Annotated in this window: 19 protein-coding genes and 1 tRNA gene; 8 read left to right on the forward strand and 12 right to left on the reverse strand. The window is 58.2% G+C overall.

Features of this window, described 5'->3' with window-relative positions:
* Position 1: 1 nt before the first annotated feature.
* Positions 2-319 carry a hypothetical protein gene (locus tag F617_RS0104460; RefSeq protein ID WP_013635245.1) on the reverse strand — a complete coding sequence of 106 codons (318 nt, stop codon included), beginning with the start codon at positions 317-319 and terminating at the stop codon, positions 2-4.
* Between the two features lie 220 nt (positions 320-539).
* Here F617_RS0104460 and F617_RS0104465 point away from each other — a divergent pair.
* From F617_RS0104465 to dnaJ, 3 genes are all read left to right on the forward strand, one after another.
* Positions 540-629, forward strand: a tRNA-Ser gene (locus F617_RS0104465).
* A gap of 287 nt (positions 630-916) precedes the next feature.
* The gene (gene dnaK / locus F617_RS0104475) at positions 917-2,818 is read left to right on the forward strand and encodes a molecular chaperone DnaK (RefSeq protein ID WP_003514373.1); all 1,902 of its coding nucleotides are present in this window, start codon (positions 917-919) and stop codon (positions 2,816-2,818) included.
* Positions 2,819-2,908: 90 nt separating this feature from the next.
* Positions 2,909-4,042: a molecular chaperone DnaJ gene (gene dnaJ, locus F617_RS0104480; RefSeq protein ID WP_003514371.1), complete on the forward strand. Its 1,134-nt coding sequence runs from the start codon at positions 2,909-2,911 to the stop codon at positions 4,040-4,042.
* Between the two features lie 68 nt (positions 4,043-4,110).
* Here the strand turns inward: dnaJ and F617_RS0104485 are convergent, their stop codons facing one another.
* From F617_RS0104485 to polA, 10 genes are all read right to left on the reverse strand, one after another.
* Complete coding sequence (locus F617_RS0104485) at positions 4,111-4,662, reverse strand: DUF924 family protein (protein WP_019564549.1); 552 nt, start codon at positions 4,660-4,662, stop codon at positions 4,111-4,113.
* A gap of 13 nt (positions 4,663-4,675) precedes the next feature.
* The gene (locus F617_RS0104490; protein WP_013635242.1) at positions 4,676-4,888 is read right to left on the reverse strand and encodes a SlyX family protein; all 213 of its coding nucleotides are present in this window, start codon (positions 4,886-4,888) and stop codon (positions 4,676-4,678) included.
* Between the two features lie 153 nt (positions 4,889-5,041).
* On the reverse strand, positions 5,042-6,547 hold the full coding sequence (locus F617_RS0104495) for a tripartite tricarboxylate transporter permease (RefSeq protein WP_013635241.1): 1,506 nt from the start codon (positions 6,545-6,547) through the stop codon (positions 5,042-5,044).
* A 9-nt stretch (positions 6,548-6,556) separates the two neighbouring features.
* Entirely contained in the window at positions 6,557-7,018 is a 462-nt protein-coding gene (locus F617_RS0104500) for a tripartite tricarboxylate transporter TctB family protein (protein WP_003514354.1), read from the reverse strand.
* 100 nt (positions 7,019-7,118) lie between these two features.
* The gene (locus F617_RS0104505) at positions 7,119-8,102 is read right to left on the reverse strand and encodes a tripartite tricarboxylate transporter substrate-binding protein (protein WP_026330668.1); all 984 of its coding nucleotides are present in this window, start codon (positions 8,100-8,102) and stop codon (positions 7,119-7,121) included.
* A 197-nt stretch (positions 8,103-8,299) separates the two neighbouring features.
* Positions 8,300-9,646, reverse strand: a complete 1,347-nt coding sequence (locus F617_RS0104510) for a sigma-54 dependent transcriptional regulator (RefSeq protein ID WP_019564551.1) — start codon at positions 9,644-9,646, stop codon at positions 8,300-8,302.
* On the reverse strand, positions 9,643-11,469 hold the full coding sequence (locus F617_RS0104515) for a sensor histidine kinase (protein WP_019564552.1): 1,827 nt from the start codon (positions 11,467-11,469) through the stop codon (positions 9,643-9,645). Before F617_RS0104515 ends, F617_RS0104510 begins: the two co-directional genes overlap by 4 nt.
* Positions 11,470-11,630: 161 nt before the next feature.
* The gene (rpmF, locus tag F617_RS0104520; RefSeq protein ID WP_003514347.1) at positions 11,631-11,816 is read right to left on the reverse strand and encodes a 50S ribosomal protein L32; all 186 of its coding nucleotides are present in this window, start codon (positions 11,814-11,816) and stop codon (positions 11,631-11,633) included.
* A 193-nt stretch (positions 11,817-12,009) separates the two neighbouring features.
* Positions 12,010-12,729: a DUF1868 domain-containing protein gene (locus F617_RS0104525; protein WP_019564553.1), complete on the reverse strand. Its 720-nt coding sequence runs from the start codon at positions 12,727-12,729 to the stop codon at positions 12,010-12,012.
* A gap of 85 nt (positions 12,730-12,814) precedes the next feature.
* Complete coding sequence (polA, locus tag F617_RS0104530; RefSeq protein WP_019564554.1) at positions 12,815-15,802, reverse strand: DNA polymerase I; 2,988 nt, start codon at positions 15,800-15,802, stop codon at positions 12,815-12,817.
* Between the two features lie 414 nt (positions 15,803-16,216).
* On the opposite strand from polA, the gene F617_RS0104535 reads away from it, so the two are divergent.
* Positions 16,217-16,651, forward strand: coding sequence for a MarR family winged helix-turn-helix transcriptional regulator (locus F617_RS0104535; RefSeq protein ID WP_019564555.1), 435 nt, complete (start codon positions 16,217-16,219; stop codon positions 16,649-16,651).
* A 239-nt stretch (positions 16,652-16,890) separates the two neighbouring features.
* A complete protein-coding gene (locus F617_RS0104540; protein WP_019564556.1) occupies positions 16,891-18,282 on the forward strand; it encodes a dipeptidase in 1,392 nt (463 codons plus the stop codon).
* Between the two features lie 415 nt (positions 18,283-18,697).
* Here the strand turns inward: F617_RS0104540 and F617_RS0104545 are convergent, their stop codons facing one another.
* Complete coding sequence (locus F617_RS0104545; RefSeq protein ID WP_003514335.1) at positions 18,698-18,907, reverse strand: cold-shock protein; 210 nt, start codon at positions 18,905-18,907, stop codon at positions 18,698-18,700.
* A 480-nt stretch (positions 18,908-19,387) separates the two neighbouring features.
* Here F617_RS0104545 and F617_RS0104550 point away from each other — a divergent pair, with 480 nt between their 5' ends.
* From F617_RS0104550 to F617_RS0104560, 3 genes are all read left to right on the forward strand, one after another.
* Positions 19,388-19,846 carry a YbaK/EbsC family protein gene (locus tag F617_RS0104550; RefSeq protein WP_019564557.1) on the forward strand — a complete coding sequence of 153 codons (459 nt, stop codon included), beginning with the start codon at positions 19,388-19,390 and terminating at the stop codon, positions 19,844-19,846.
* 138 nt (positions 19,847-19,984) lie between these two features.
* On the forward strand, positions 19,985-22,288 hold the full coding sequence (locus F617_RS0104555) for a transglycosylase domain-containing protein (RefSeq protein ID WP_019564558.1): 2,304 nt from the start codon (positions 19,985-19,987) through the stop codon (positions 22,286-22,288).
* A 302-nt stretch (positions 22,289-22,590) separates the two neighbouring features.
* Positions 22,591-23,319 (forward strand): sugar transferase, encoded by a 729-nt coding sequence (locus F617_RS0104560; protein WP_019564559.1) that lies wholly within the window; start codon positions 22,591-22,593, stop codon positions 23,317-23,319.
* Positions 23,320-23,341: the final 22 nt, after the last annotated feature.

Raw genomic sequence — 23,341 nt, forward strand, 5'->3', positions numbered from 1 at the left:
TTCAGACTGACGAACGCCTCATCACTTTGCGCTTCCTGTAACCGGCCATCCAGCAAAGCAGGGATAGCGCGAGGAAAAAAGCAAATGCCGGCAGTCCCGACAGGGCATTTTCAATGAAGCGCCACGCTTCAGGGTGAATATAGTGAGCCAAGGCCGTTTCCACCATGGTGCGCGAGGCAGGAAGAAGATAGTTCCAGACGGACAGGATGCCGGTGATATTGACCGAGGAGGTGGAAACCGAGCGGATCGAATCGAGTACGCCAAGAAAAACAGCTGCAATGAGAAGAAGAAAGCTCAAAAACCGCAAAAAAGCTTTCATCAGGATACCTCGGTTGCGGCCCGTCGTTTCGACAGCCATGTTTTGAAAGATATATTGCATCGATAAAGGCGGGAAAACCGGTTTGCAATCGCATCGGAAGGCAGGAAATTGCCGACAATTCAAAAAACTGTCAGATTCGTGTTGATCCCAGCGAATTCATCGGTATATATCGCGCCGTTCCAGTGATTTGCATTCCTCAAAACATGCAGATTTGAAAAAAGGACAGGTGGCCGAGTGGTTTAAGGCGCACGCCTGGAACGCGTGTGTGCGTGAAAGCGTACCGTGGGTTCGAATCCCACCCTGTCCGCCATTTCACCTCACCTCAATGACTTTATAAACGCGCCTCCGCATCGCCATGACCGTGGCAGTCAAAGTCGCGTTTTTGCCCTTCTGCAAGCCTTGATGGCTATGCTTCTGCACAGACAGGGGTTTCATCCGCTTTTTTGCAGCGCTTCACCCTCTCTTGCGCCTTGCAGCAGGAAAAATCGCTCCTTATATACGCCGCATAACAGCAGCGAATACTGCAAATCCAAGTCAAGGAGTTGTCCATAGAATGCCTCACGGGGTTCCGACAGCTCGCTTCAAGGAGAGAAGAGCATGGCAAAAGTAATCGGTATCGACCTTGGCACAACCAATTCCTGCGTTGCAGTGATGGACGGCAAGGACACGAAAGTTATTGAAAACGCGGAAGGCGCGCGCACTACGCCATCCATGGTGGCATTTTCCGACGATGGCGAACGCCTTGTCGGCCAGCCGGCCAAGCGCCAGGCGGTCACCAACCCGACCAACACCCTGTTTGCGGTCAAGCGCCTCATCGGTCGCCGTTATGAAGACCCGACCGTCGAAAAGGACAAGGCTCTCGTTCCCTTTGAAATCGTCAAGGGCGACAATGGCGACGCATGGGTGAAGGCTCAGGACAAGAACTATTCCCCTTCGCAGATTTCCGCGATGATCCTTCAGAAGATGAAGGAAACGGCTGAATCCTATCTCGGCGAAAAGGTCGAGAAGGCCGTCATCACCGTTCCGGCATACTTCAACGACGCCCAGCGCCAGGCAACCAAGGATGCCGGCCGCATCGCCGGTCTGGACGTGCTGCGCATCATCAACGAGCCGACCGCGGCAGCCCTCGCTTACGGCCTCGACAAGAAGGACGGCAAGACCATCGCCGTTTACGACCTTGGCGGCGGCACCTTCGATATTTCCGTTCTGGAAATCGGCGACGGCGTTTTCGAAGTGAAGTCCACCAACGGCGATACCTTCCTCGGCGGTGAAGACTTCGACATGCGTCTGGTCGAATATCTGGCCGGCGAGTTCAAGAAGGATCAGGGCATCGACCTGAAGAACGACAAGCTTGCTCTGCAGCGCCTCAAGGAAGCTGCCGAAAAGGCCAAGATCGAACTTTCGTCCTCGCAGCAGACCGAAATCAACCTGCCGTTCATCACGGCTGATGCTTCCGGTCCGAAGCACCTGACGCTGAAGCTGACCCGCGCCAAGTTCGAAAGCCTGGTGGACGATCTGGTGCAGCGCACCGTCGCCCCTTGCAAGGCTGCCCTCAAGGATGCCGGCGTTACCGCTGCCGAGATCGATGAAGTCGTTCTCGTTGGTGGCATGAGCCGCATGCCGAAGGTGCAGGAAGTCGTCAAGCAGCTGTTCGGCAAGGAGCCGCACAAGGGCGTGAACCCTGATGAAGTGGTTGCCATGGGCGCCGCCATTCAGGCCGGCGTTCTGCAGGGCGACGTCAAGGACGTTCTGCTTCTCGACGTGACCCCGCTGTCGCTCGGCATCGAAACGCTGGGTGGCGTCTTCACCCGTCTGATCGATCGCAACACGACGATCCCGACGAAGAAGAGCCAGACCTTCTCGACCGCCGAAGACAGCCAGTCGGCCGTGACGATCCGTGTCTCGCAGGGCGAGCGCGAAATGGCACAGGATAACAAGCTGCTCGGCCAGTTCGACCTCGTCGGCCTGCCGCCGGCACCCCGCGGCGTTCCGCAGATCGAAGTGACCTTCGATATCGACGCCAACGGCATCGTGCAGGTTTCGGCGAAAGACAAGGGCACCGGCAAGGAACAGCAGATCCGTATCCAGGCTTCCGGTGGTCTTTCCGACGCCGACATCGAGAAGATGGTCAAGGACGCTGAAGCCAATGCCGAAGCCGACAAGAAGCGTCGTGCGGGTGTCGAAGCCAAGAACCAGGCCGAAAGCCTCGTTCACTCCACCGAGAAATCGGTGAAGGAATATGGCGACAAGGTTTCCGAAACCGACCGCAAGGCTATCGAAGACGCCATTGCCAGCCTGAAGACGGCCGTTGAGGCTTCCGAACCGGATGCCGACGACATTCAGGCAAAGACCCAGACCCTCATGGAAGTTTCCATGAAGCTCGGTCAGGCCATCTACGAAGCGCAGCAGGCTGAAGCCGGCGCTAACGGAGAAGGCGGCAAGGACGACGTCGTCGACGCCGACTATGAGGAAATCAAGGACGACAAGAAGTCCGCATAATCGCGTGACTTCCCGTCTCCTGTCGATACATGCAAGACATCCGGCTGCCGAAGTGCAGCCGGAAATCCATTTGCGAGGCTTGTTATCTTAATGGCGAAAGCAGACTTTTACGAAACACTCGGCGTCAGCAAGACCGCGGACGAAAAAGAGCTGAAAAGCGCCTTCCGCAAACTCGCGATGAAATACCATCCGGACAAGAACCCGGATGATGCTGATTCCGAACGGAAGTTCAAGGAAATCAACGAAGCCTATGAAACGCTGAAGGACCCGCAAAAACGCGCGGCCTATGACCGCTTTGGCCACGCCGCCTTTGAAAATGGCGGCATGGGCGGCGGTGGTATGGGCGGCGGCGGTTTCGCCAATGGCGGCTTCTCGGATATCTTCGAAGACATCTTCGGCGAGATGATGGGCGGCGGACGCGCACGCCGCTCTTCCGGCGGTCGCGAGCGCGGCGCCGACCTTCGCTACAACATGGAAATCACGCTGGAAGAAGCCTTTGCCGGCAAGACGGCGCAGATCAGGGTTCCAACCTCGATAACCTGCGATGTCTGTTCCGGTTCCGGCGCAAAACCCGGCACGCAACCCAAAACCTGCGGCACTTGTCAGGGTTCCGGCCGCGTGCGCGCAGCCCAGGGCTTCTTCTCGGTAGAACGCACCTGCCCCACCTGCCACGGGCGCGGACAGACGATTTCCGATCCGTGCAGCAAGTGCCACGGCCAGGGCCGCGTGACGGAAGAGCGTTCGCTTTCGGTCAACATTCCCTCGGGTATCGAGGATGGCACCCGCATTCGCCTGCAGGGCGAAGGCGAAGCCGGCATGCGTGGCGGCCCGGCGGGCGATCTCTACATCTTCCTGTCCGTGCGTCCGCATGAGTTCTTCCAGCGCGACGGCGCCGATCTCTATTGCACCGTGCCGATCTCCATGACGACGGCCGCTCTTGGCGGCACCTTCGATGTGACGACGCTCGACGGCACGAAGTCTCGCGTCACGGTTCCGGAAGGCACCCAGCCAGGCAAGCAGTTCCGCCTGAAGGGTAAGGGCATGCCGGTGCTGCGTTCGGCGCAGACTGGCGATCTCTACATCCAGATCCAGATCGAGACACCGCAGAAGCTCAGCAAGCGCCAGCGCGAGCTGTTGCAGGAGTTCGAGCAACTCTCGTCCCAGGAGAATAATCCGGAATCGACCGGCTTCTTTGCCCGGATGAAGGAATTCTTCGACGGCTGATCTGCGGCCGTTACCCACCAAAAAAAAGCGCCGCCGTCTTTCGGGACTGGCGGCGTTTTTCGTTCGTATCAGCCAGTAAAACCGCCCGCATCAAGATATTGCCGTTCCTCCGGCGTCGTTTCCCGCAGCAATATGTCGTTGCGATGCGGAAAGCGGCCAAAACGCGCGACGATATCGCGATGCTCTTCGGCATGGTGGAGATAAAGCCCGCCAAGCGGCCGGTTGAGCGTGCAGGCACGCTCCTGATCCTCGATGCTTTCCGAATGGGAAAAGGGCAGATAGAAAAAGACCCGCAAATCCTCGGTCACCGCCTGATCGTGGCCGCGATGGATGGCCTCGCTGGCGAACATGCGTGCCAGCGGATCGGTCGCATACATATGCGCTGTCTCGCGAAAGCAGTTACGCGGGAACTGATCCAGCAGAAGCATCAGCGCGAGGCTGCTTTCCGCACCGTCCAGCCAGCCATCCAATTCGCGCCTTGCAGCGGCAAAATGGGCATCGCGGAAACGGTCATGAAAGTGATCGTCGAAGGCGGCGTCCTTGTCGAACCACTTGTCCGGTCCTGCCTGCTTCCAGAAATCCACAATTTCGGCGGCAAGTGCGGCTGTATCGCTCTTCATGGGGTCTCCCTCATCAATAATGCGGCGGCCGGGTGATTGCGGGTGCGTCCAGCGACTGCTCCTCAAGGCTCAGGAACCTTTCCGTCAACCGGTCGAGCTTGGCGCGGGTCTGTTCCACCACCTTCCACTGTTCCGTCAGCTGGTCGGACAGTTCCTCTATAGTCTTGGCCTGATGCGCGATCGTTTCCTCAAGCGCAATGATCCGTTTTTCGGTTTCCGACGTCATATCGACCTCTCTTTCCCGCCCTTCCTTGGCCCTAAAAAGCTTCAAGTCAACCATATGCCGCTTCGGTGAACCGGATTCCTCACAGCGATCCCATCAACGCAGAAACGCCGGCGACATTTCCATCACCGGCGTTCCGAATATTTCGAGACCTGCTCAATCTTCTTCTACGAAAACCTCTTCGCGCTTTTTCTTCACGCTGGGCAGGAAGACAATGATCAGCACGGCCAGAGCAATAAACAGCAGGGTAGCGCTGATCGGTCGGGTGACGAAGGTCGTCGGATCGCCACGTGACAGGATCATGGCGCGTCGCAGGTTTTCCTCCAGCAGCGGCCCAAGCACGAAGCCCAGCAGCAGCGGCGCCGGCTCGCAGCGCAGCTTCACGAGCACATAACCAATGAAGCCGAAGAAGGCGACGGCGTAGAGATCGAAGACGTTGGAATTAACGCTGTAAACTCCGATGGCGCAGAAGGCCATGATGATGGGGAAAAGCACGTAATAAGGCACCGTCAGCAGCTTCACCCAAAGCCCGATCAGGGGCAGGTTGAGGATGACGAGCATCAGATTGCCAATCCACATCGAGGCGATGATGCCCCAGAACAGCGCCGGCTGCTCGGTCGCAACGTTCGGGCCGGGCACGATGCCCTGAATGATCATCGCACCGATCATCAGCGCCATCACCGGGTTTGCGGGAATACCGAGCGTCAGAAGCGGGATGAACGATGTCTGGGCACCGGCATTATTGGCGGATTCCGGACCGGCAACACCGGCGACCGCACCGTGTCCAAACTCCTCAGGATGCTTGGAGACGCGTTTCTCGACGGTGTAGGATGCGAAGGCAGCGAGAATTGCACCGCCGCCGGGCAGGATGCCCAGTGCCGAACCGATGACCGTACCGCGCAGCACCGGGCCAACCATGGCCTTGAAGTCTTCCTTCGACGGCATCAGGCTGCTGACCTTGGCGATCAGCACCGAGCGCGTGCGCTCGTTTTCGAGATTGCGCAGGATTTCGGCGATACCGAATACACCCACCGCCACCGCAACGAAATTCAGCCCATCGGCATATTCACGGATGCCGAGAGTGAAGCGTGGCGCTCCGCTGTAGATATCCGTGCCGACCAGACCGAGCAGCAGGCCAAGCACGACCATGGCCAGCGCCTTGACGATGGAACCATGGGCAAGCGCGATGGATGAGACGAGGCCGACGACCATCAGCGAGAAATATTCCGCCGCGCCGAATTCCAGCGCAATCGCCGTCAAAGGTGGTGCAAAGACTGCCACGAGAAAGGTGGAAACCGTGCCGGCGAAAAACGAGCCGATGGCGGCAATCGCAAGTGCGGCACCCGCCTTGCCCTTGCGCGCCATCTGGTAGCCGTCAATGGCGGTAACGGCGGATGAGGATTCCCCCGGCATGTTGATGAGGATCGCCGTGGTGGAGCCGCCATATTGCGCGCCGTAATAGATGCCTGCGAGCATGATGAGCGATGAGACGGGCTCAAGCTGAAAGGTGATCGGCAACAGCATGGCGATGGTTGCGGTTGCGCCGATGCCCGGCAGCACGCCAATCAGCGTGCCGAGCAGCACGCCAATCAGGCAGAAAAACAGGTTTGCCAGCGACGTGGCCGTGACGAAACCGAGAGCAAGATTATCAAGCAATTCCATTACGGCACCTCAAAATTTAAGCCAGGGGCCGAAGCGCTGGAATGGCAGGCCGAGACCATAATTGAACACAGCAACGGAAAAGACCGTGATGGCGGCGGAAATAATGACGGCCATGAGCGGGCTCATCTTGTGCGAGGCGAAGGCTGCGATAAGGGCGCTGAAAAAAAGCGCCGGTACGAAACCAAGCCCCCGGACCGTGAAACCGAAAAAGATCGGCGCGGGCAGGATGAAAAAAATCCCCCGCCAGGCGATTGCACCGAGGGCATCGCCCTGCACACGGGTGGCGCGAATGAATATTACCCCGCCAAGCAGGATCAGCACGATTGCCAGAACAAGCGGAAAATAACCCGGCCCCATGCGGAAGGCGGTTCCGATATCCAGCCCGAAAGACTGCAACGCGAAAAAAGCGCCAAAACCGATGAAAATTGCCCCACAGGCTGCCTCGGCAGGGTCAATGAAAAACGACTTCATGAAAGATGCCCCTCCACTGCGGCCGGCCCCACACCGTTCCGCGCGTTAAATTGACGGCAAGAAGCCGGCGGCAGGGTGCCGCCGGCAATTGCTTCAACCATCAGTCGGCATATTGGCCGGCGCCCTCGATCACAGGCTTCCAGCGGGCGATTTCGCTTTCAAGCTTGGTCTTGAGCGCTGCGGGCGTCGCATCGGCTTCTGGGGAAGGTGTGGTGCCAAGTTCGGCAAAACGGGCCGCCACGTTCTTGTCCTTCAGCGCGACTTGCAGCGACTTGGAGAGCTTTTCGTTGATCTCAGCCGGTGTACCCTTCGGCGTGTAGATACCGTGCCAGATACCCACCTCAAGCTTCGGCAGGCCCGATTCGGCAACTGTCGGTACGTCCGGCAGCACGTCGAGCCGTTTGGCCGAGGTTACGGCATAGGCTTTAACGGTCCCGCCCTGGATTTGCTTGGTGGTGTTGGTGGTCTGGTCGCACATGATATCGACCTGTCCGCCGAGCAGGTCGGTCATGGCCGGGCCTGTGCCCTTGTAGGGAACAGTGACCAACGGTGTCTCGATCGCGCTCATGAACAACATGCCGCACAGATGCGAAGCAGCACCGATGCCGGCATTGGCAACGGTGACCTTGTCCTTGTTAGCCTTGGCGTAGTCGATCAGACCCTTGAGATCCTTGGTTTCGAGCGTCTTGCGCGACAGAATGGTCATCGGCACTTCCGTGACCAGTCCGACATATTCGAAAGCGTTCAGGGTATCATAGGCGAGCTTGCGATAAAGCGTGGCGCTCGTCGCCATGCCGATGTGATGTAGCAGAACGGTGTAACCGTCCGGATCCGACGCCGCCACGCGGCCAGCGCCCAGCGTGCCACCAGCGCCGCCGACATTTTCGACAATGATCTGCTGGCCGAGATCCTTCGACATGGATTCAGCGACAAGACGCGCGACCGTATCTGTCGGGCCGCCGGCGGCAAAGGGCACGACCATGGTGATGTTGCGCTCGGGGTAGTTCTGAGCGGATGCAGAAAGCGCAAAAAGGGAAACGGCAGCGGCGGCAGCGAGGCCGGTAACTGTCTTCAGTATTTTCATCGATTCCTCCCGGATGAAAATGTTCGCCACTTCAGCCGCGCATGCTCCTCCATGGCGACCGGGGTGAGCCATTTGCGATCCGGGATTGCCGTTCAGCAACGGCGGTCTTGCGGCAAGGCGCGCTTTTATCGCCATCATGGGCAGCAATGGGTGGATTTCTACCCATACGGGCTCATCCATGGGTGGAAATCCACCCATCACACCTCTGTCATGTGCCGGTGGAGCTCGTATTTCTGCATTTTTTCGTAAAGCGTTTTGCGTGAAATGCCGAGGCTCTCATAGACGGATTTCAGATTTCCGCCGTGGGCGGCGATCGCGCGCGCAATAAGGCTTTTTTCATAAGCGGCGACCCTTGCGGCAAGCGCCGCCTTGCCATCGCCCTCAAATGGCAGCGAGGTTTCGGAGACATCGCTTTCCAGACCGAGAACGAAACGGTCCGCCGCATTGCGCAATTCCCGGACATTGCCCGGCCACTCACGCAGGGAAATGACTGAGAGTAGATGCTGCGGAACGTCCGTATCTTCCCGACCGTAACGGGCAGCAGCCTCCCGCACCAGATGCAGGAAAAGCAGCGGTATGTCGGCACTGCGCTGCGAGAGGGACGGCACGAGAATCGTCGCCACGTTCAGGCGGTAAAGAAGATCGGCACGGAACCGCCCTGCCGCGACTTCCTGCTCCAGATCGACCTTGCTGGTGGCGATGAAGCGGACGTCGAGCTCGACTGTTTCATTGGAGCCAAGACGGGTGATCACCCGTTCCTGCAACACGCGCAGGAACCGGCCCTGCAATTCAAAGGGCATGGAGCCGATCTCGTCCAGCAATATGGTGCCGCCGCGGGCATGCTCGAACTTGCCGTAGCGCGGGCGCAGCGCGCCGGGAAAAGCGCCAGCCTCGTGGCCGAACAGCTCGCTTTCGATCAGCGTTTGCGGAAGGGCGGCACAATTGATGGCGACAAAGGGCCGGTTGGCTCTGGCGCTGATATCGTGAAGTGCGCGCGCCACCACTTCCTTGCCCGCACCGGTATCGCCGACAATGAGCGTATCGGCATCCGTCGCACCGATGGCGCGAATGCGGTAACGCAGATCGACCATGACCTGGGTTCTGCCGGGCAGACGCGTTTCGAGATCGTCATGCTTGCCCGCCACCGCCTTCAGGCGGCGGTTTTCCAGCACCAGTGCCCGCCGGTCGTTGGCTCTTTTTATGATGCCGGCGAGATATTGCGGGGTGAAGGGCTTTTCGATGAAGTCATAAGCACCGTTGCGCATGGCATTGACGGCAAGCTGGACATCGCCATGGCCCGTCATCAGGATGACAGGTATTTCCGGGTCAAGTTCCCGCACCTTCTGCAGCAGCGTCATGCCATCCATGCCGGGCATCCTGATATCGCTGACCACGACGCCATCGAAGCTGTAGCCGATGAGTTCGAGCGCATGTTCGGCGCTTGCCAGCATGGTGACCGCAAAACCGGAAAGTTCCAGCGCCTGCGCGGTGGAAAAGCGCAGTTCCTCCTCGTCATCAATCAACAGAACCCGCGACATTGTCATTCCGCCGCCACCTCCACACGATAGGCTGCTGCCGGTAATTCGATCTCGAATTCCGCGCCGCCGTCTTCATGGTTTCTGACACGCAGTTGGCCGCCAAAATCCTTGATGATGTTGTAGGTGATTGAAAGGCCGAGACCGAGGCCACGCCCCACGCCCTTGGTGGTGAAGAAGGGATCGAAGATGCGCTCCGAAATCGCCGGAGGAACGCCCGGACCTCGGTCACGAATGAAAATCGACACCGTCTGACCGTGCAGCACGGCTTTCAAAGCGATGCGACGATCCTCGCGCCCTTCCACCGCATCGGCGGCATTGGAGATGATGTTGACCAGCACCTGCTGCAGCCGCACCGGCCCGGCCTTCACCGCAAGCGGCACCGGACCAAGATCAACATCCAGCACCGCATCGGCGGCCTTCAGCCGTGCTCCAACAATTTCCAGCGTATCGCGAAGGACAGCATCGAGCGCGACCGCAGCCATTTTCTCATTGGGTTTGCGGGCAAAATTTCTCAGATGCCTGCTGATAGAAGCCATGCGATCGATAAGGCCCGAAATACGCCTGAGGTTTTCCGTCACCTCTTCCAGACGTCCACGTTCCACGAGAAGAGAGGCGTTTTCCGCATAATTCTTGGCGGCTGCGAGCGGCTGGTTGAACTCGTGCGAAAGTGCTGCCGACATTTGCCCGAGCGCTGCAAGCTTGCCCGCCTGAACCAGGTCATTCTGCATCTTGCGCAATTGTTTCTCCGTCTGGCGGCGCTCGGCGATTTCGTGTTCGATCTCACGGTTCACCCGCGCCAGATCGGCTGTGCGCTCCTCCACACGCCGCTCCAGCTCCGCCTGAGCTTCGGCCTGGTGGGTTAGGCGTTCACGCACGCGCCGCCGTCTTTGCAGCATGGCGGCGACCACGGCAGCGGCAAGACACAGGCAGAGGATGATCGCGATCATCGCCGTCTTGACCTGCGTCCTGAGTGAGCCGGTATCCATCAGCACGCTGACCGTCCAGCCCGCGTCGGGCATCGGCTGCGACAGGACGAGGTATTCCCGGTCACCGTCGTTCTGGCTGATCGTCATCAACTGATGAGAGCCGAAATTGCCGTTTTTCAGCGGCAGTTCCTTCAGGTCGGCATTAGCGTAACGGCGGGATGCCGCCGTGCGCGCAAGCCTTTCCGGTGTCAGCGGCATCAGGCCGGAATAAAGCCACTGCGGCGTTCCGGTCATGAAGATGATGCCTTCCGGGTCCGATACGAGAATGCGGTTTTCACCGTCGCCGAACGACGCCTCTATGCCTTCAATATCGACCTTGAAGACGATGACGCCCTTGATCTCCTCGTTGAAGAGAATAGGCGCGGAAAAATAATAACCGCGCTTGTGGGAGGTGGTGCCTAGCGCAAAGAAACGCGACGGGAAGCCCTTGGCGGCATCCTGAAAATAGGGACGGTAGCTGAAATTCTCACCGACGAAGCTTGTGGGTCCATCATAGTTACTGGCGGCGATGGTCACTCCGTCCAGCGTGATGATGTAGATGTCGGAGGATTCCAGCAATGTATTGATGGATTTGAGATAGATATTGGCGCGCTGGCGCATCGCCTCATCCTGCGGATGCGCGACAAGCTCCTCAATGTCGTCGTGATCGGCGATCAGGGCGGGCAGCGGCTCGAAACGGCTCAAAAGCCCGCCAAGAGCCGAGACGGCCAGCCTGAGGGTGGTGCGGCCCTGATCGGAGACTTCGCCGAAATAGCTTTCCGCAATGATGCCGCTGCCCTTGGTCACGGCGCCGTAACCGAGGCCGAGGCTGAGCAGCGTCAATAAAATCCAGCGATATTTCACCGAAGCGCCTCTCCCCGTTGCAGGCACCAGACCTGCTCTCCCGAACAGAGTGTAGGAGGAGTGATCGGATTTTCCAAGTAACCGAAAAAAGCAGCTAAACGGCCCAAAAACAAAAAACCGGCCACGAGGGCCGGTTTTCCGTAAAGATTATTTCAGAAAGCTTATGCGCTTTCCTTCGGCGTCAGAACCTGACGACCGCGATACATACCGGTCTTCAGATCGATATGGTGCGGACGGCGCAGTTCGCCGGAGTTCTTGTCTTCAACGTAGGTCGAAGCCTTGAGACCGTCAGCCGAGCGGCGCATGCCGCGCTTGGACGGGCTTGTTTTTCTTTTTGGTACAGCCATTTTTGTTACTCCACTTTAGCGGCGAAACAACGTAACCGGCCATAACCAAAGGCCGAATGTCGGGTGTCTCGATATCGGAAATTTGGCGCGCTTATACATGCCCAAACGGGCTTTGACCAGCCCTGACGCGCATTTTTTCCGATTAAGCCGGTTTGCTGCGACGGGCGGGCGGCAGGCCTTTGCAAATCATGCTTCACTTCCTATCAAAAACCATAAGTTCCCTAAAGTGGTTCATGTCCCTGAATTCACAGAAAGCTGGAGCGCGTATCTCGATTATCGGCGCTGCCGCACGCAGTTTTTCCAGCTCTTCATCCAGCATCGCCTGCCATCGCGGCAGGCACTCCGGATCGAACCAGCGCGTGACATAAGCCAGCGTAATATGGAATTGATAGGTGTCGTGATCGGGATGCCGATAACCGAAAGCTCCGGCAAATGTATCCCGCCACAGCGCAATGATCCGGTCGTCTTCGGCGGTGGCCCCCTTCAGCACCAGCCCCGTCGGCTTGAGACCAGTCACCTGCATATTGAAACCAGGCAGGCCCGGAAAATCCGCCAGACGATCGCAATAATACTCCGTCATCGTGTCGATCGGAGTATCGAGTCGCATGTCTTCCGGCCAGTAGGGAAATGCACGGCGATATTCGATAATGCCCTGAAATACCGTCATATGCAGGCTGGAAACCGGTGTGAAGGCCAGCTGCGATGCCTCGGGCATATCCAGAAGACGCTGGCGTGTCCCGATGATCGCGCTTTCGGTTTTCGACCCTTCAACGAGATGGCAGACCACGGTATTGCCCGGCTCGAGCAGGAATTCACCATCCGTATTATAGCGGCGACCCAGATGGCGCGGCGGCTGATCGTGGCTGGCAGCGGAAAAAGATTCCAGATCTTTTGAAACGAGCGGGGCGTGCATGGGGAACTCCTTTTGAGACGTTTCCCCTAATCTGCGCACGCAACAAACCAATGACACCAATCGGTCAATGGCCGGTCAATTCCCGTCAATGCGCCTCGTCCCAGTTGTCGGCCGCGCGGGCATCCACCTTGAGCGGAACCCTCATGGAAATAGCCGGCATGGCTGCATTTTCCATCACCGAGACGACGATGGGCAGTGTCTTTTCGATTTCCCCTTCCTCGACTTCGAAGATGAGTTCGTCATGTACCTGCAGCAGCATGCGGGCGGAAAGCTTTTCCGCCTCCAGCACCGGCTCGATACGGACCATCGCACGACGAATGATATCGGCTGCAGACCCCTGGATTGGTGCGTTGATGGCCGCACGCTCGTTGAAGGCCTTCATGGAAGGGTTGGACGAGCGGATTTCCGGATAATGCGCGCGGCGGCCGAAAATCGTCTCGACATAGCCGTTCTCGCGGGCGAAAGCCTTGGTCGCTTCCATGTAATCGCGAATGCCAGGAAAACGCTCGAAATATTTCTTGATATATTCGCCCGCTTCGGAGCGCGCGATGCTGAGCTGGTTGGCGAGGCCGAAAGCGGAAATACCGTAGATGATGCCGAAGTTGATGGCCTTGGCACGTCGGCGCACTTCAGACGGCATGCCTTCCACCGGCACCCCGAACATTTCCGATGCGGTCATCGCATGAATGTCGATGCCGTTTTCGAATGCGCTGCGAAGCTGCGGAATGTCGGCGACATGGGCAAGCACACGTAGCTCGATCTGGCTGTAATCGGCGGAAAGAAGCTTGTGTCCGGGTGTGGAGATGAAGGCCGTGCGGATCTTGCGACCTTCCGCCGTGCGCACCGGAATGTTCTGAAGGTTCGGCTCCGAGGACGACAGGCGCCCCGTGGTGGTGGAGGCCAGCGCGTAGGACGTGTGCACCCGTTTCGTCTGCGGATGGACATATCCGGGAAGCGCATCCGTATAGGTCGATTTCAGCTTGGTCAGCTGCCGCCAGTCGACGATCTTTCGCGGTAATTCGGCACCTTCCGCCGCCAGATCTTCGAGAACCTGCGCCGATGTGGACCATTGGCCCGTCTTGGTCTTGGAGCCGCCAGGCAGGCCCATCCTGCCGAACAGGATATCGCCGAGCTGCTTTGGCGATCCGATGTTGAAACGCTCGCCTGCCAGTTGGTAGACTTCCTCTTCGAAAGCAGCCGCCTTCTGGGCGAGTTCACCGGAGAGACGCGACAGGATCTGTCGGTCCACGGTGATGCCACGCTCCTCCATATGCGCCAGTACAGGCACCAGAGGGCGCTCCAGCCGCTCATACACACTGGTCAGCCGCTCTGCGGCAAGCCGGGGCTTCAGCACCATCCACAGCCGCAGGGTGACATCCGCGTCTTCGGCGGCGTAAGCGGTCGCCTTGTCAATATCGACGAAATCGAAGGTGATGCTCGACTTGCCCGATCCCGCCACGTCCTTGTAGGCGATCGGCGTGTGGCCGAGCCAGCGTTCGGAAAGCGTATCCATGCCATGCGTGGTTTTTCCCGCCTCAAGAACGTAGGAAATCAGCATGGTATCGTCGAAACTCTGCATGACGACGCCGTGGCGCTTCATCAGCAGGTAGTCATATTTGAGGTTCTGCGCGATTTTCAGAACGGCTTCATCCTCAAGAAGATCCTTCAAACGTGCCAGCGCCTCGGCAAACGGCACCTGTCCTTCAGCAAGCCTGATGCCATCGCTGAAAAGATCGCCACCGGAGCCGGTCTTGTGCGTCAATGGCACATAGGCAGCGCGGATATCGGTGCCTGAGGCATCCTTGCCGTTATCGGCAATCGCCAGCGAAAAACCGACGAGTTCCGCTTGCATGGGGTCGAGCGAGGTCGTTTCCGTGTCGAAGGCGACGACACCTGTTTCGCGGGCAGCGGCAACCCAAAGATCCAGCTCCGCCAGATCCCTGATCGTCGTATAGGCGGTCGTGTCGATCTTGGCGGCGGAGAAAACCGTCTGCCGTGCCGTGGCGAGATCGGTGGGCGCACTGCCCTCCCCTGTCACCTTCCGTGCCGGAGCGGTGGTTGACGCTGGCACAGCGGTCTTGTCATCAGCTGCGGCAACTGCAGGCGCGGCGTCGAGGTCTGGTCCATGGGCATCAGCGCCCCATTGCACCGGCACATTGGCGGCTTCTATGGCAGAGGCGTCGCTATCGGTGGCTTCAGCTACCCGGCGCGTCAGCGTCGTGAACTCCATCGCCTTGAGGAAAGCGATGAGTTTCGGGCCGTTCTGCGGTTCGAGCACCAGTTCTTCCAGAGACTGCTCCAGCGGCACATCGGTTCTGAGCGCCACGAGCTGTCTGGAAAGGCGGGCAAGCTCCGCGTTGGCGATGATGTTTTCGCGGCGTTTCTGCTGCTTGATTTCTCCTGCCCGCGCCAGCAGCGTGTCGAGATCGCCGTATTCTTCCAGCAATTGCGCGGCCGTCTTCGGCCCGATACCAGGAATACCCGGAACATTATCGGTGGAATCGCCGGTCATCGCCTGGAGGTCGATCATCTTTTCCGGGGCTACACCCCATTTTTCGACGACATCGGGAACGCCTATCTGCTTGTCCTTCATGGCGTCGTACATGTGCACATTGGCCGTGACGAGCTGCATCAGATCCTTGTCGGAAGAAATGATGGTGACATCGGCGCCAATCGCCTCCGCCTGACGGGCGTAAGTGGCGATGATGTCATCCGCCTCGAAGCCTTCCGTCTCGATGCAGGGAAGGTTGAAGGCCCGTGTCGCCTCGCGGATCAGGCCAAACTGCGGCACCAGATCTTCCGGCGGTGCGGTGCGGTTGGCCTTGTATAGATCGTACAGCTCGTTGCGGAAGGTTTTCGACGAATAGTCGAAAATCACGGCAAAATGCGTGGGCGTGACGCCGACATCAGTATTGCGCGCATCCTTCAGGAGCTTCCACAACATGTTGCAGAAGCCGGAAACGGCGTTGACCGGCAGCCCATCCGACTTGCGGTTCAGCGGGGGAATGGCATGGAACGCCCGGAAAATGAAACCGGAGCCGTCAACGAGGAAGAGATGATCGCCTTTTTTCATGGCGATATGGATAGCGCGGGGCCGTTTTGACGTCCACAGAAAGTTCAAACAACGCACCGCAAAGCGCATGGGGCTAAGCCGCTGGAGGCACCGGCAAAATTCGCGTGAACCTTACGAATTTGTAATAGATTTTCCCTTGAAAAGCCGCATTTGCACACACATTTCTTAGGGGACGGCGCCTGATCACGCCGTAGTCTGATTGTAGGCTCGTCCCCCGCCGCATCAGACCGGACAAAGGCCTTTCCCCCCTCTCCGGGCCTTTGTCCTCTTATATGACCGCCATGGCCGTCCCCTCCCGGCCATGGCGGTTTTTATTTGTGCCGGATTTCTGACTGGCATAAACATATCATGCGATATATATCCCACTATCGAAATCGCGCGATTGCGCCGACCAGATGCCAGACGGATTGATGAATGGGTTTTTCCCGGGACGAATCGGCGATCTATCTCGCCGCAAAAATGGCGAGGGAATTCACCATGGCGCTCCAGAAGAGAGCTGCCGCGCTGGGGTTTTCTCCTGGACAATTCCCCATCCTCATCGAACTGTGGCATGAGGAGGGACTGACGCAACGGCAATTGCTGGATAGAATCGACGTGGAGCAGGCGACGCTTGCCAATACGCTGTCCCGCATGGAGCGCGACGGGCTGATCGTGCGCAAATCCCACCCAAGCGACCGCCGCGCGCAGATCATCGAACTGACCCAGCGCGGCAGGGATCTCGAGGCGAACGCCATTGCCGCTTCCGAAGCCACGGAAGAAACGCTGCTGGCGGATTTCCGCCGTTTCGAAAAGCAGCTTCTGCTGGAATATATGCGCCGGGCGATCGACCGCGCCAAAAAAGCGAAATAGCATTTACAACTCGAAACGCTTTCTTTGCTCCTGGCCTTCTATCGCCTGCAGCTTCCAAGGTTTTGTTTCCGCGCAGTTTAGGCGGAAAACCACTTCGCACTTTTCCTGAACTGCTCTATCGTTCCGGCGGCTGCGCGCTTGCCGATTCAACGACACGTCAGCCCCTTGTTCCCACGCGATGCGCGATACCAGGATGTTTCGTCCATCGCCAGGTTACGACAGACATGACAGGATCAGCGATGACAGACGTTTCCACCATTCTTTCCACGGCCGACGATAACCTCACCTCCAGCCTCGAGCGATTGTTCGAACTGGTGCGCATCCCGTCCATTTCCACGGACCCCGCCTACAAGGCGGAGTGCCGCAAGGCGGCGGAATGGCTGGTCAGAACGCTTGAATCACTGGGCTTTGCGGCTTCCGTTCGCGATACGGCCGGTCATCCAATGGTGGTGGCGCATCACGACGCCGCGACAAAAGATGCGCCGCATGTGCTTTTCTACGGCCATTACGACGTGCAGCCGGTCGATCCGCTCAATCTTTGGGAAAACGATCCGTTCGAACCGGCCGTGAAAGATATCGGCGGCGGTCGGCAGGTGATCACCGGGCGTGGAACGGCTGATGACAAGGGTCAGCTGATGACCTTCGTGGAAGCCTGCCGGGCCTACAAGGCGGTCAATGGCAGTCTGCCCGTGCGCGTCACCATTCTTTTCGAGGGCGAGGAAGAATCCGGTTCGCCCTCGCTGAAGCCGTTCCTCGACGCCAATGCCGATGAGCTGAAAGCCGATTATGCACTGGTATGCGATACCAGCATGTGGGACCGCGATACGCCCGCCATCGCCGCCGCCCTTCGCGGCCTGGTCGGCGAGGAAATCACAATCACGGCGGCCGACCGCGACCTGCATTCGGGCCTTTTCGGTGGTGCGGCCGCAAATCCCATTCACATCCTGACCGATATTCTCGCCGGCCTGCATGACGAGACCGGCCGCGTGACACTTGCCGGCTTCTATGACGGCGTGGAAGAAACCCCCGCCAACATCAAGGCTTCCTGGGAAACGTTGGGCCGCACCGCCGAAGCCTTCCTCGGCGAAGTCGGCCTCTCGATTCCATCGGGCGAAAAGGGCCGCTCCGTGCTGGAGCAGACCTGGGCGCGGCCAACGGCGGAAGTCAACGGCATCATCGGCGGCTATACCGGCGACGGCTTCAAGACGGTTATCGCCGCAAAAGCCTCTGCTAAAGTGTCCTTCCGTCTCGTCGGAGAGCAAGACCCGAAAGCGGTCCGCGAGAGCTTCCGGAACTATGTCCGCTCCAAAATTCCAGCCGATTGCTCGGTGGAATTTCACGAGCATGGTGCATCGCCGGCTATCCAGCTTTCCTATGATTCGCCAGTGCTGACGAAGGCGAAAAACGCGCTTTCGGAAGAGTGGCCCAAACCTGCCGTCGTGATCGGCATGGGGGGCTCGATCCCCATCGTCGGCGATTTCCAGAAGATGCTGGGCATGGATTCGCTGCTCGTCGGTTTCGGCCTTACCGATGACCGCATTCATTCGCCGAACGAAAAATATGACCTGCAGTCGTTCCACAAGGGCATCCGCTCCTGGATCCGCATTCTCGACGCCCTTTCCGCGAAGTAGTCAAAAAGAAAGGAGGCGCCGGTTACCCGATGCCTCCCCGTTCTCTTATATTTTGGTGGTTCAAAACAAAAAGGCCGGGCAAGCCCGACCTTTCCATCCGTTTTTCGTCAGTGCCAGTACATCCGTGGTCAAAGCGTTCAAACGGTCCGATGCTCCAGAGCGCGCCAACAAAGTCGACGCTGCTTTTCACGATCAGGATCGGCTGCTTTGGTTAATCTTTGGTTAACGCAACAACAGCGGCACTTTAAAAGCACCAGCCTGACAATTCCGTGCGGAGCACTGTTGAACCCTATATTGGTATGCACTCCAGCTTTTTCAAGAGCGGCCGGACCCGGTACACCTTCCAAAAGAAAAAGGCCGGAAAAATCCGGCCTTTCATATTCATGCGAATGACCCGTTCAGGCCAAGCCGCTTATCAGGAAGCGACGAGCTCGCCTGCAGACATCTTGCCCGAGCGACGGTCCTGCGTCAGCTCGTAGGAGAGCTTCTGACCGTCGTTGAGGGAGGTCATACCAGCGCGCTCAACGGCGGAGATGTGAACGAATACGTCCTGCGAACCGTCGTCAGGCTGAATGAAGCCGTAGCCCTTGGTTGCGTTGAACCACTTTACTGTACCAGTCGCCATAACGATTTCCTTCCGTTGGCAAATTGTATTTGCACTGCGCGCAGTGCGGTCTTGGGTCGAATTTGAAGGAAAGATCGTCGTGTGCACCTAAAAAAGGCGCCGAAGCTCTGGTCGTCAAACAAATATCGATGCGCGAACACCTAGGTTGGAAGGGCCTGAAAGTCAAGTTTCTTTGAAAAAGCCCGGCGATTTTTGTGAAGCGTCGGCAAATGAAAGTCGCGGGAAACAAGGCCTTAAACAGCAAAAACCCGGCGCGGGAGGAGGTGCGCCGGGTTCTTGAAACTGACTGACAATTGGGAGGAGGAGTATTGTCAGTCCAATCGGGCGACGCTGGGAGGAGGAGTGCGTCGCTTCGATGATTTGAAGATACAGGATCTCCGCTCAAAAAACAGACGTTTCATCGCAGCGCAGCATTGCATAAAACGCATAGCTATTTCGCGACACCTTGAAGCCTCTTGGCATACCGCCTAATAAATACGCATGACCATCGAATCCGTCAGAGCGTTTTTCACCGAGAATTCCCCCGAAGTGACCGTTATCGAAACGGAAACGAGTTCGGCGACAGTCGCTTTGGCTGCCGAAGCGCACGGCGTCGATCCCGACCAGATCGCCAAAACGATCTGCCTGAAGGCGGGCGACACAATTCTTCTCGTCGTTGCCGCCGGCACGAAGCGGCTCGACAATCGTAAATTCCGCGATCATTTCGGCGCCAAGCCGCGCATGCTGGGGGCGGAAGAAGTCGTTGCGGTTACCAGCCATCCCGTCGGCGGCGTGTGTCCTTTCGGATTGCCTTCGCCCCTTCCGGTGTTTTGCGACATATCCCTGAAAAACTATCCCGAGGTGGTTCCGGCAGCGGGTGCCACCAATGCGGCGGTGAGGATTTCGCCTGACATGATGGCGCGACTGACGGGAGCGGAATGGGTCGACGTCTGCCAATGACGCCGATTTGATCCGGCGAGGACTTAACCCCGCCTTAAATTGCCGCATTTAAACTCTTCATCCTGGATTAAGGATCGCGCAGGCATAGAAGCCTGAAGTGCGAATGGTTTCGCGAATATAAGGAGCGACTTCGGCTGGATGGCAGGCAAGGGTAAATCACGCGATCGGGTAGAGCCTTCCTTCGGGGATTTCCACGAATCCGGTGACGATCTGCGTCTTGATGCCAGCGAGCGCATTGGCGGAACCGCAAAGCAGCCCGCCAGAAAACCGAAGTCCACATCCGGCCGCGCCAAACCGCAAAAAAAGGAAAAGCGCACACGCAGTTCCGGCGGTGGCGCAACAGGCTTTATCCGGTCCCTCGTTTACTGGTGCATCGTGCTCGGCATCTGGGGCGGTATCGGCGTTGCCGGTCTTGTCCTTTATTACGGCGCGCGCATGCCGAGTGCCAGCAGCTGGACCATTCCCGAACGCCCTCCGAATGTGAAGATCGTTTCGGTGAACGGCGGCGTGCTTGCCAATCGCGGCACCACGGGTGGCGAGGCTCTCGCGCTTGAAGACATGTCGCCCTACCTTCCACAAGCGGTCATGGCGATCGAAGACCGGCGGTTCTATTCCCATTTCGGTGTGGATCCGCTCGGCCTGGCCCGCGCCATCGTGACCAATGTGATGACGGGACGAACAGTGCAGGGCGGCTCGACGCTGACGCAGCAGCTGGCAAAAAACCTGTTCCTCTCACAGGACCGGACGCTGGAGCGCAAGGTACAGGAAGTGCTGCTGGCCTTCTGGCTGGAGCATAAATACACCAAGGACCAGATCCTCGCGATGTATCTCAACCGCGTTTATTTCGGTTCCAACGCCTTTGGCGTCGAAGCCGCTTCCAGACGCTACTTCAACAAATCCGCGCGCGACGTCAATCTTGGCGAGGCGGCAACGCTTGCCGGACTTCTCAAGGCCCCCTCGCGCCTTTCACCGGCGCGCGACCCGCAGGCAGCGGAGGAGCGGGCGCAGGTCGTTCTGAGATCCATGCGCGATGTCGGGTTCATCACCGATGACGAGATCAAGACCGCGATGTCGCAGCCGCCGACCAAGGCCAAACGTTTCTGGTCCGGTGCCGAACATTACGCTGCCGATATGGTGATGGAGGAAGTTCGTGGCCTGATTGGCGACTTCAAGCAGGACATCGTCGTCGATACGACCATCGACCCCAATCTTGAACGCGACGCCGAAAAAGCACTGACCCATGTTCTGCAGGGTGATGGTAAAAAGCAGGGCGCTTCGCAAGCGGCTCTCGTTTCCATCGATGGCACAGGCGCAATCCGGGCCGTGGTCGGCGGGGCGGATTATGCCGAAAGCCAGTTCAACCGGGCCGCCAAGGCGAAACGGCAACCCGGATCGGCGTTCAAACCCTTCGTATACGTCGCCGCGCTCGAATCGGGTCTGACCCCCAGTACCATTCGCAATGACGGGCCGGTCCGCATCGGAAACTGGACACCGGAAAATTACGAGAAGAAATATCGTGGCGAAGTGACGCTTGCCACTGCGCTTGCCAATTCTCTGAACACGATCGCCGCGCAGCTGGTGATGGAAGTCGGTCCTGAGCGGGTGACGCAGGTGGCGCATCGCATGGGTATCGAATCGGAGCTTCAGAACAACGCCTCCATCGCACTCGGCACCTCGGAAGTGTCACTGATGGAGCTGACCGCCTCCTACGCTCCCTTCATGAATGGCGGCTACAAGGCGACGCCGCATATCGTCAAACGCATCTCCGATGCCGACGGCAAGGTGCTTTATGAAAACAGATACGACAACCCGCCGCGCGTGCTGAGCGAGGAAATCGCCGCGACGATGAACGGCATGTTGTCGCGCGTCATCACCGAAGGAACAGGGAAAGCCGCCCGCCTCCAGGGTTGGCAGGCAGCGGGAAAATCCGGCACGACACAGTCTTTCCGCGACGCGCTTTTTGTCGGCTACACAAGCAATCTGACAACGGGCGTCTGGTTCGGCAATGACGACGGCACATCGATGAAAAAGGTCACCGGCGGTGGCTTGCCTGCGAAGGCCTGGAAAGATTTCATGACCGCCGCCCATTCCGGGCTCTCGCCCTCGCCGCTCTTCGGTCTCGGCGCAGGCGGCGTGCCGCCGCTTGGGGAAATACAGCAACCGGCGCCCGAGAGCGCGCCTTCCTCCATCGGCGACATCATTTCCAATGCTCTCGGCGGCGGCGGAACGACAAACACTCGAGCCTATCCCGAAGCGCCCGTTTCGCCAAACGCTGGTCAGCCGGGCGTTCCCATGCCGCCTGGAAACATCCCTTCCCGCGATATCGAACCCGGCTATTCAGCCGACAATGGACCTGTGCCGCCAGCCGATATCGACGGCCGGGCGCCGGCAACTTCCGGGCCGAAGCAGACGACCCTTCTTGATATTCTGATGGGAAATTAATTGCCTTTTGGGTAATCGGCTCGCCGGTTACCGGGCAAGCGATGGGCAGGCAACGATCCTGTCGCCTTTCCCGCAAATACTCAATTTTCCAAAGACTTGATTACACCGAATGGGCAACCAACGCAGCCAAAAGCGGAGACCGCGCTTGTGTTTGCAACATATGCGTGCATCCACGTTAACCGTAGATTGCTATTTGCGCAAAAACGATTACATTTCGGATGACTTTTTACGGTAAATGAATTATTAATCGTTCATATAAATAAATTTTCTTGTTTCAAAATAACTTTTCAGGGCTTCATATTATGCTGGGTACTAAAAGCTCATCGCATGCCGTGTTTTACGGCGCCCCTTATCCTGCGTCTGTCACTTTCGACGCGGCGGAAACGCAACCTTCCATTTCAGAAACCAACACATCGGTGTTCCTGCGCAGCCAGTTTGTGCTCAAGAGAACGATCGACATTGCAGGGGCGTCCATCGCCCTTGTCGCACTCGCGCCCGTATTGCTGACCGTCGCGGCGCTGGTCAAACTCGACAGCAAAGGGCCGGTCCTGTTCTCACAAGTCCGTTGGGGCATGAACGGGCGAAAGATCAGGGTCTATAAATTTCGCTCGATGCGGACTGAACTGGGCGATGCCACCGGCGTGGCGCAAACGGTAAAGAACGATCCGAGGATAACCCGGATCGGCGCCGTGCTTCGCCGCACAAATGTCGACGAGCTGCCACAGCTCATCAACGTCTTGAAAGGCGACATGTCGCTGGTGGGTCCGCGCTGCCATGCGATCGGCATGCTGGCCGCCGGCCGTCTTTATGAGGAACTTGTTCCCCACTACCACCTGCGGCACCGGATGCGGCCAGGCATTACCGGTCTTGCCCAGATGCGGGGTTTGCGCGGCCCGACGGATCGCAGTGACAAGGCGCGTGCCCGCATCGTGTCCGATCTTTATTACGTCGACAATTTTTCCGTCTGGCTGGATATCAAGATCATGATCGGAACGGTCATTTCCGAATTGCGCGGCGGCAAGGGTTTCTGATCTTTCAGAAATCAGACAGATA

Origin of the sequence: Agrobacterium sp. 10MFCol1.1 (assembly GCF_000381165.1) — a bacterium.
GTDB lineage: Bacteria > Pseudomonadota > Alphaproteobacteria > Rhizobiales > Rhizobiaceae > Agrobacterium > Agrobacterium tumefaciens.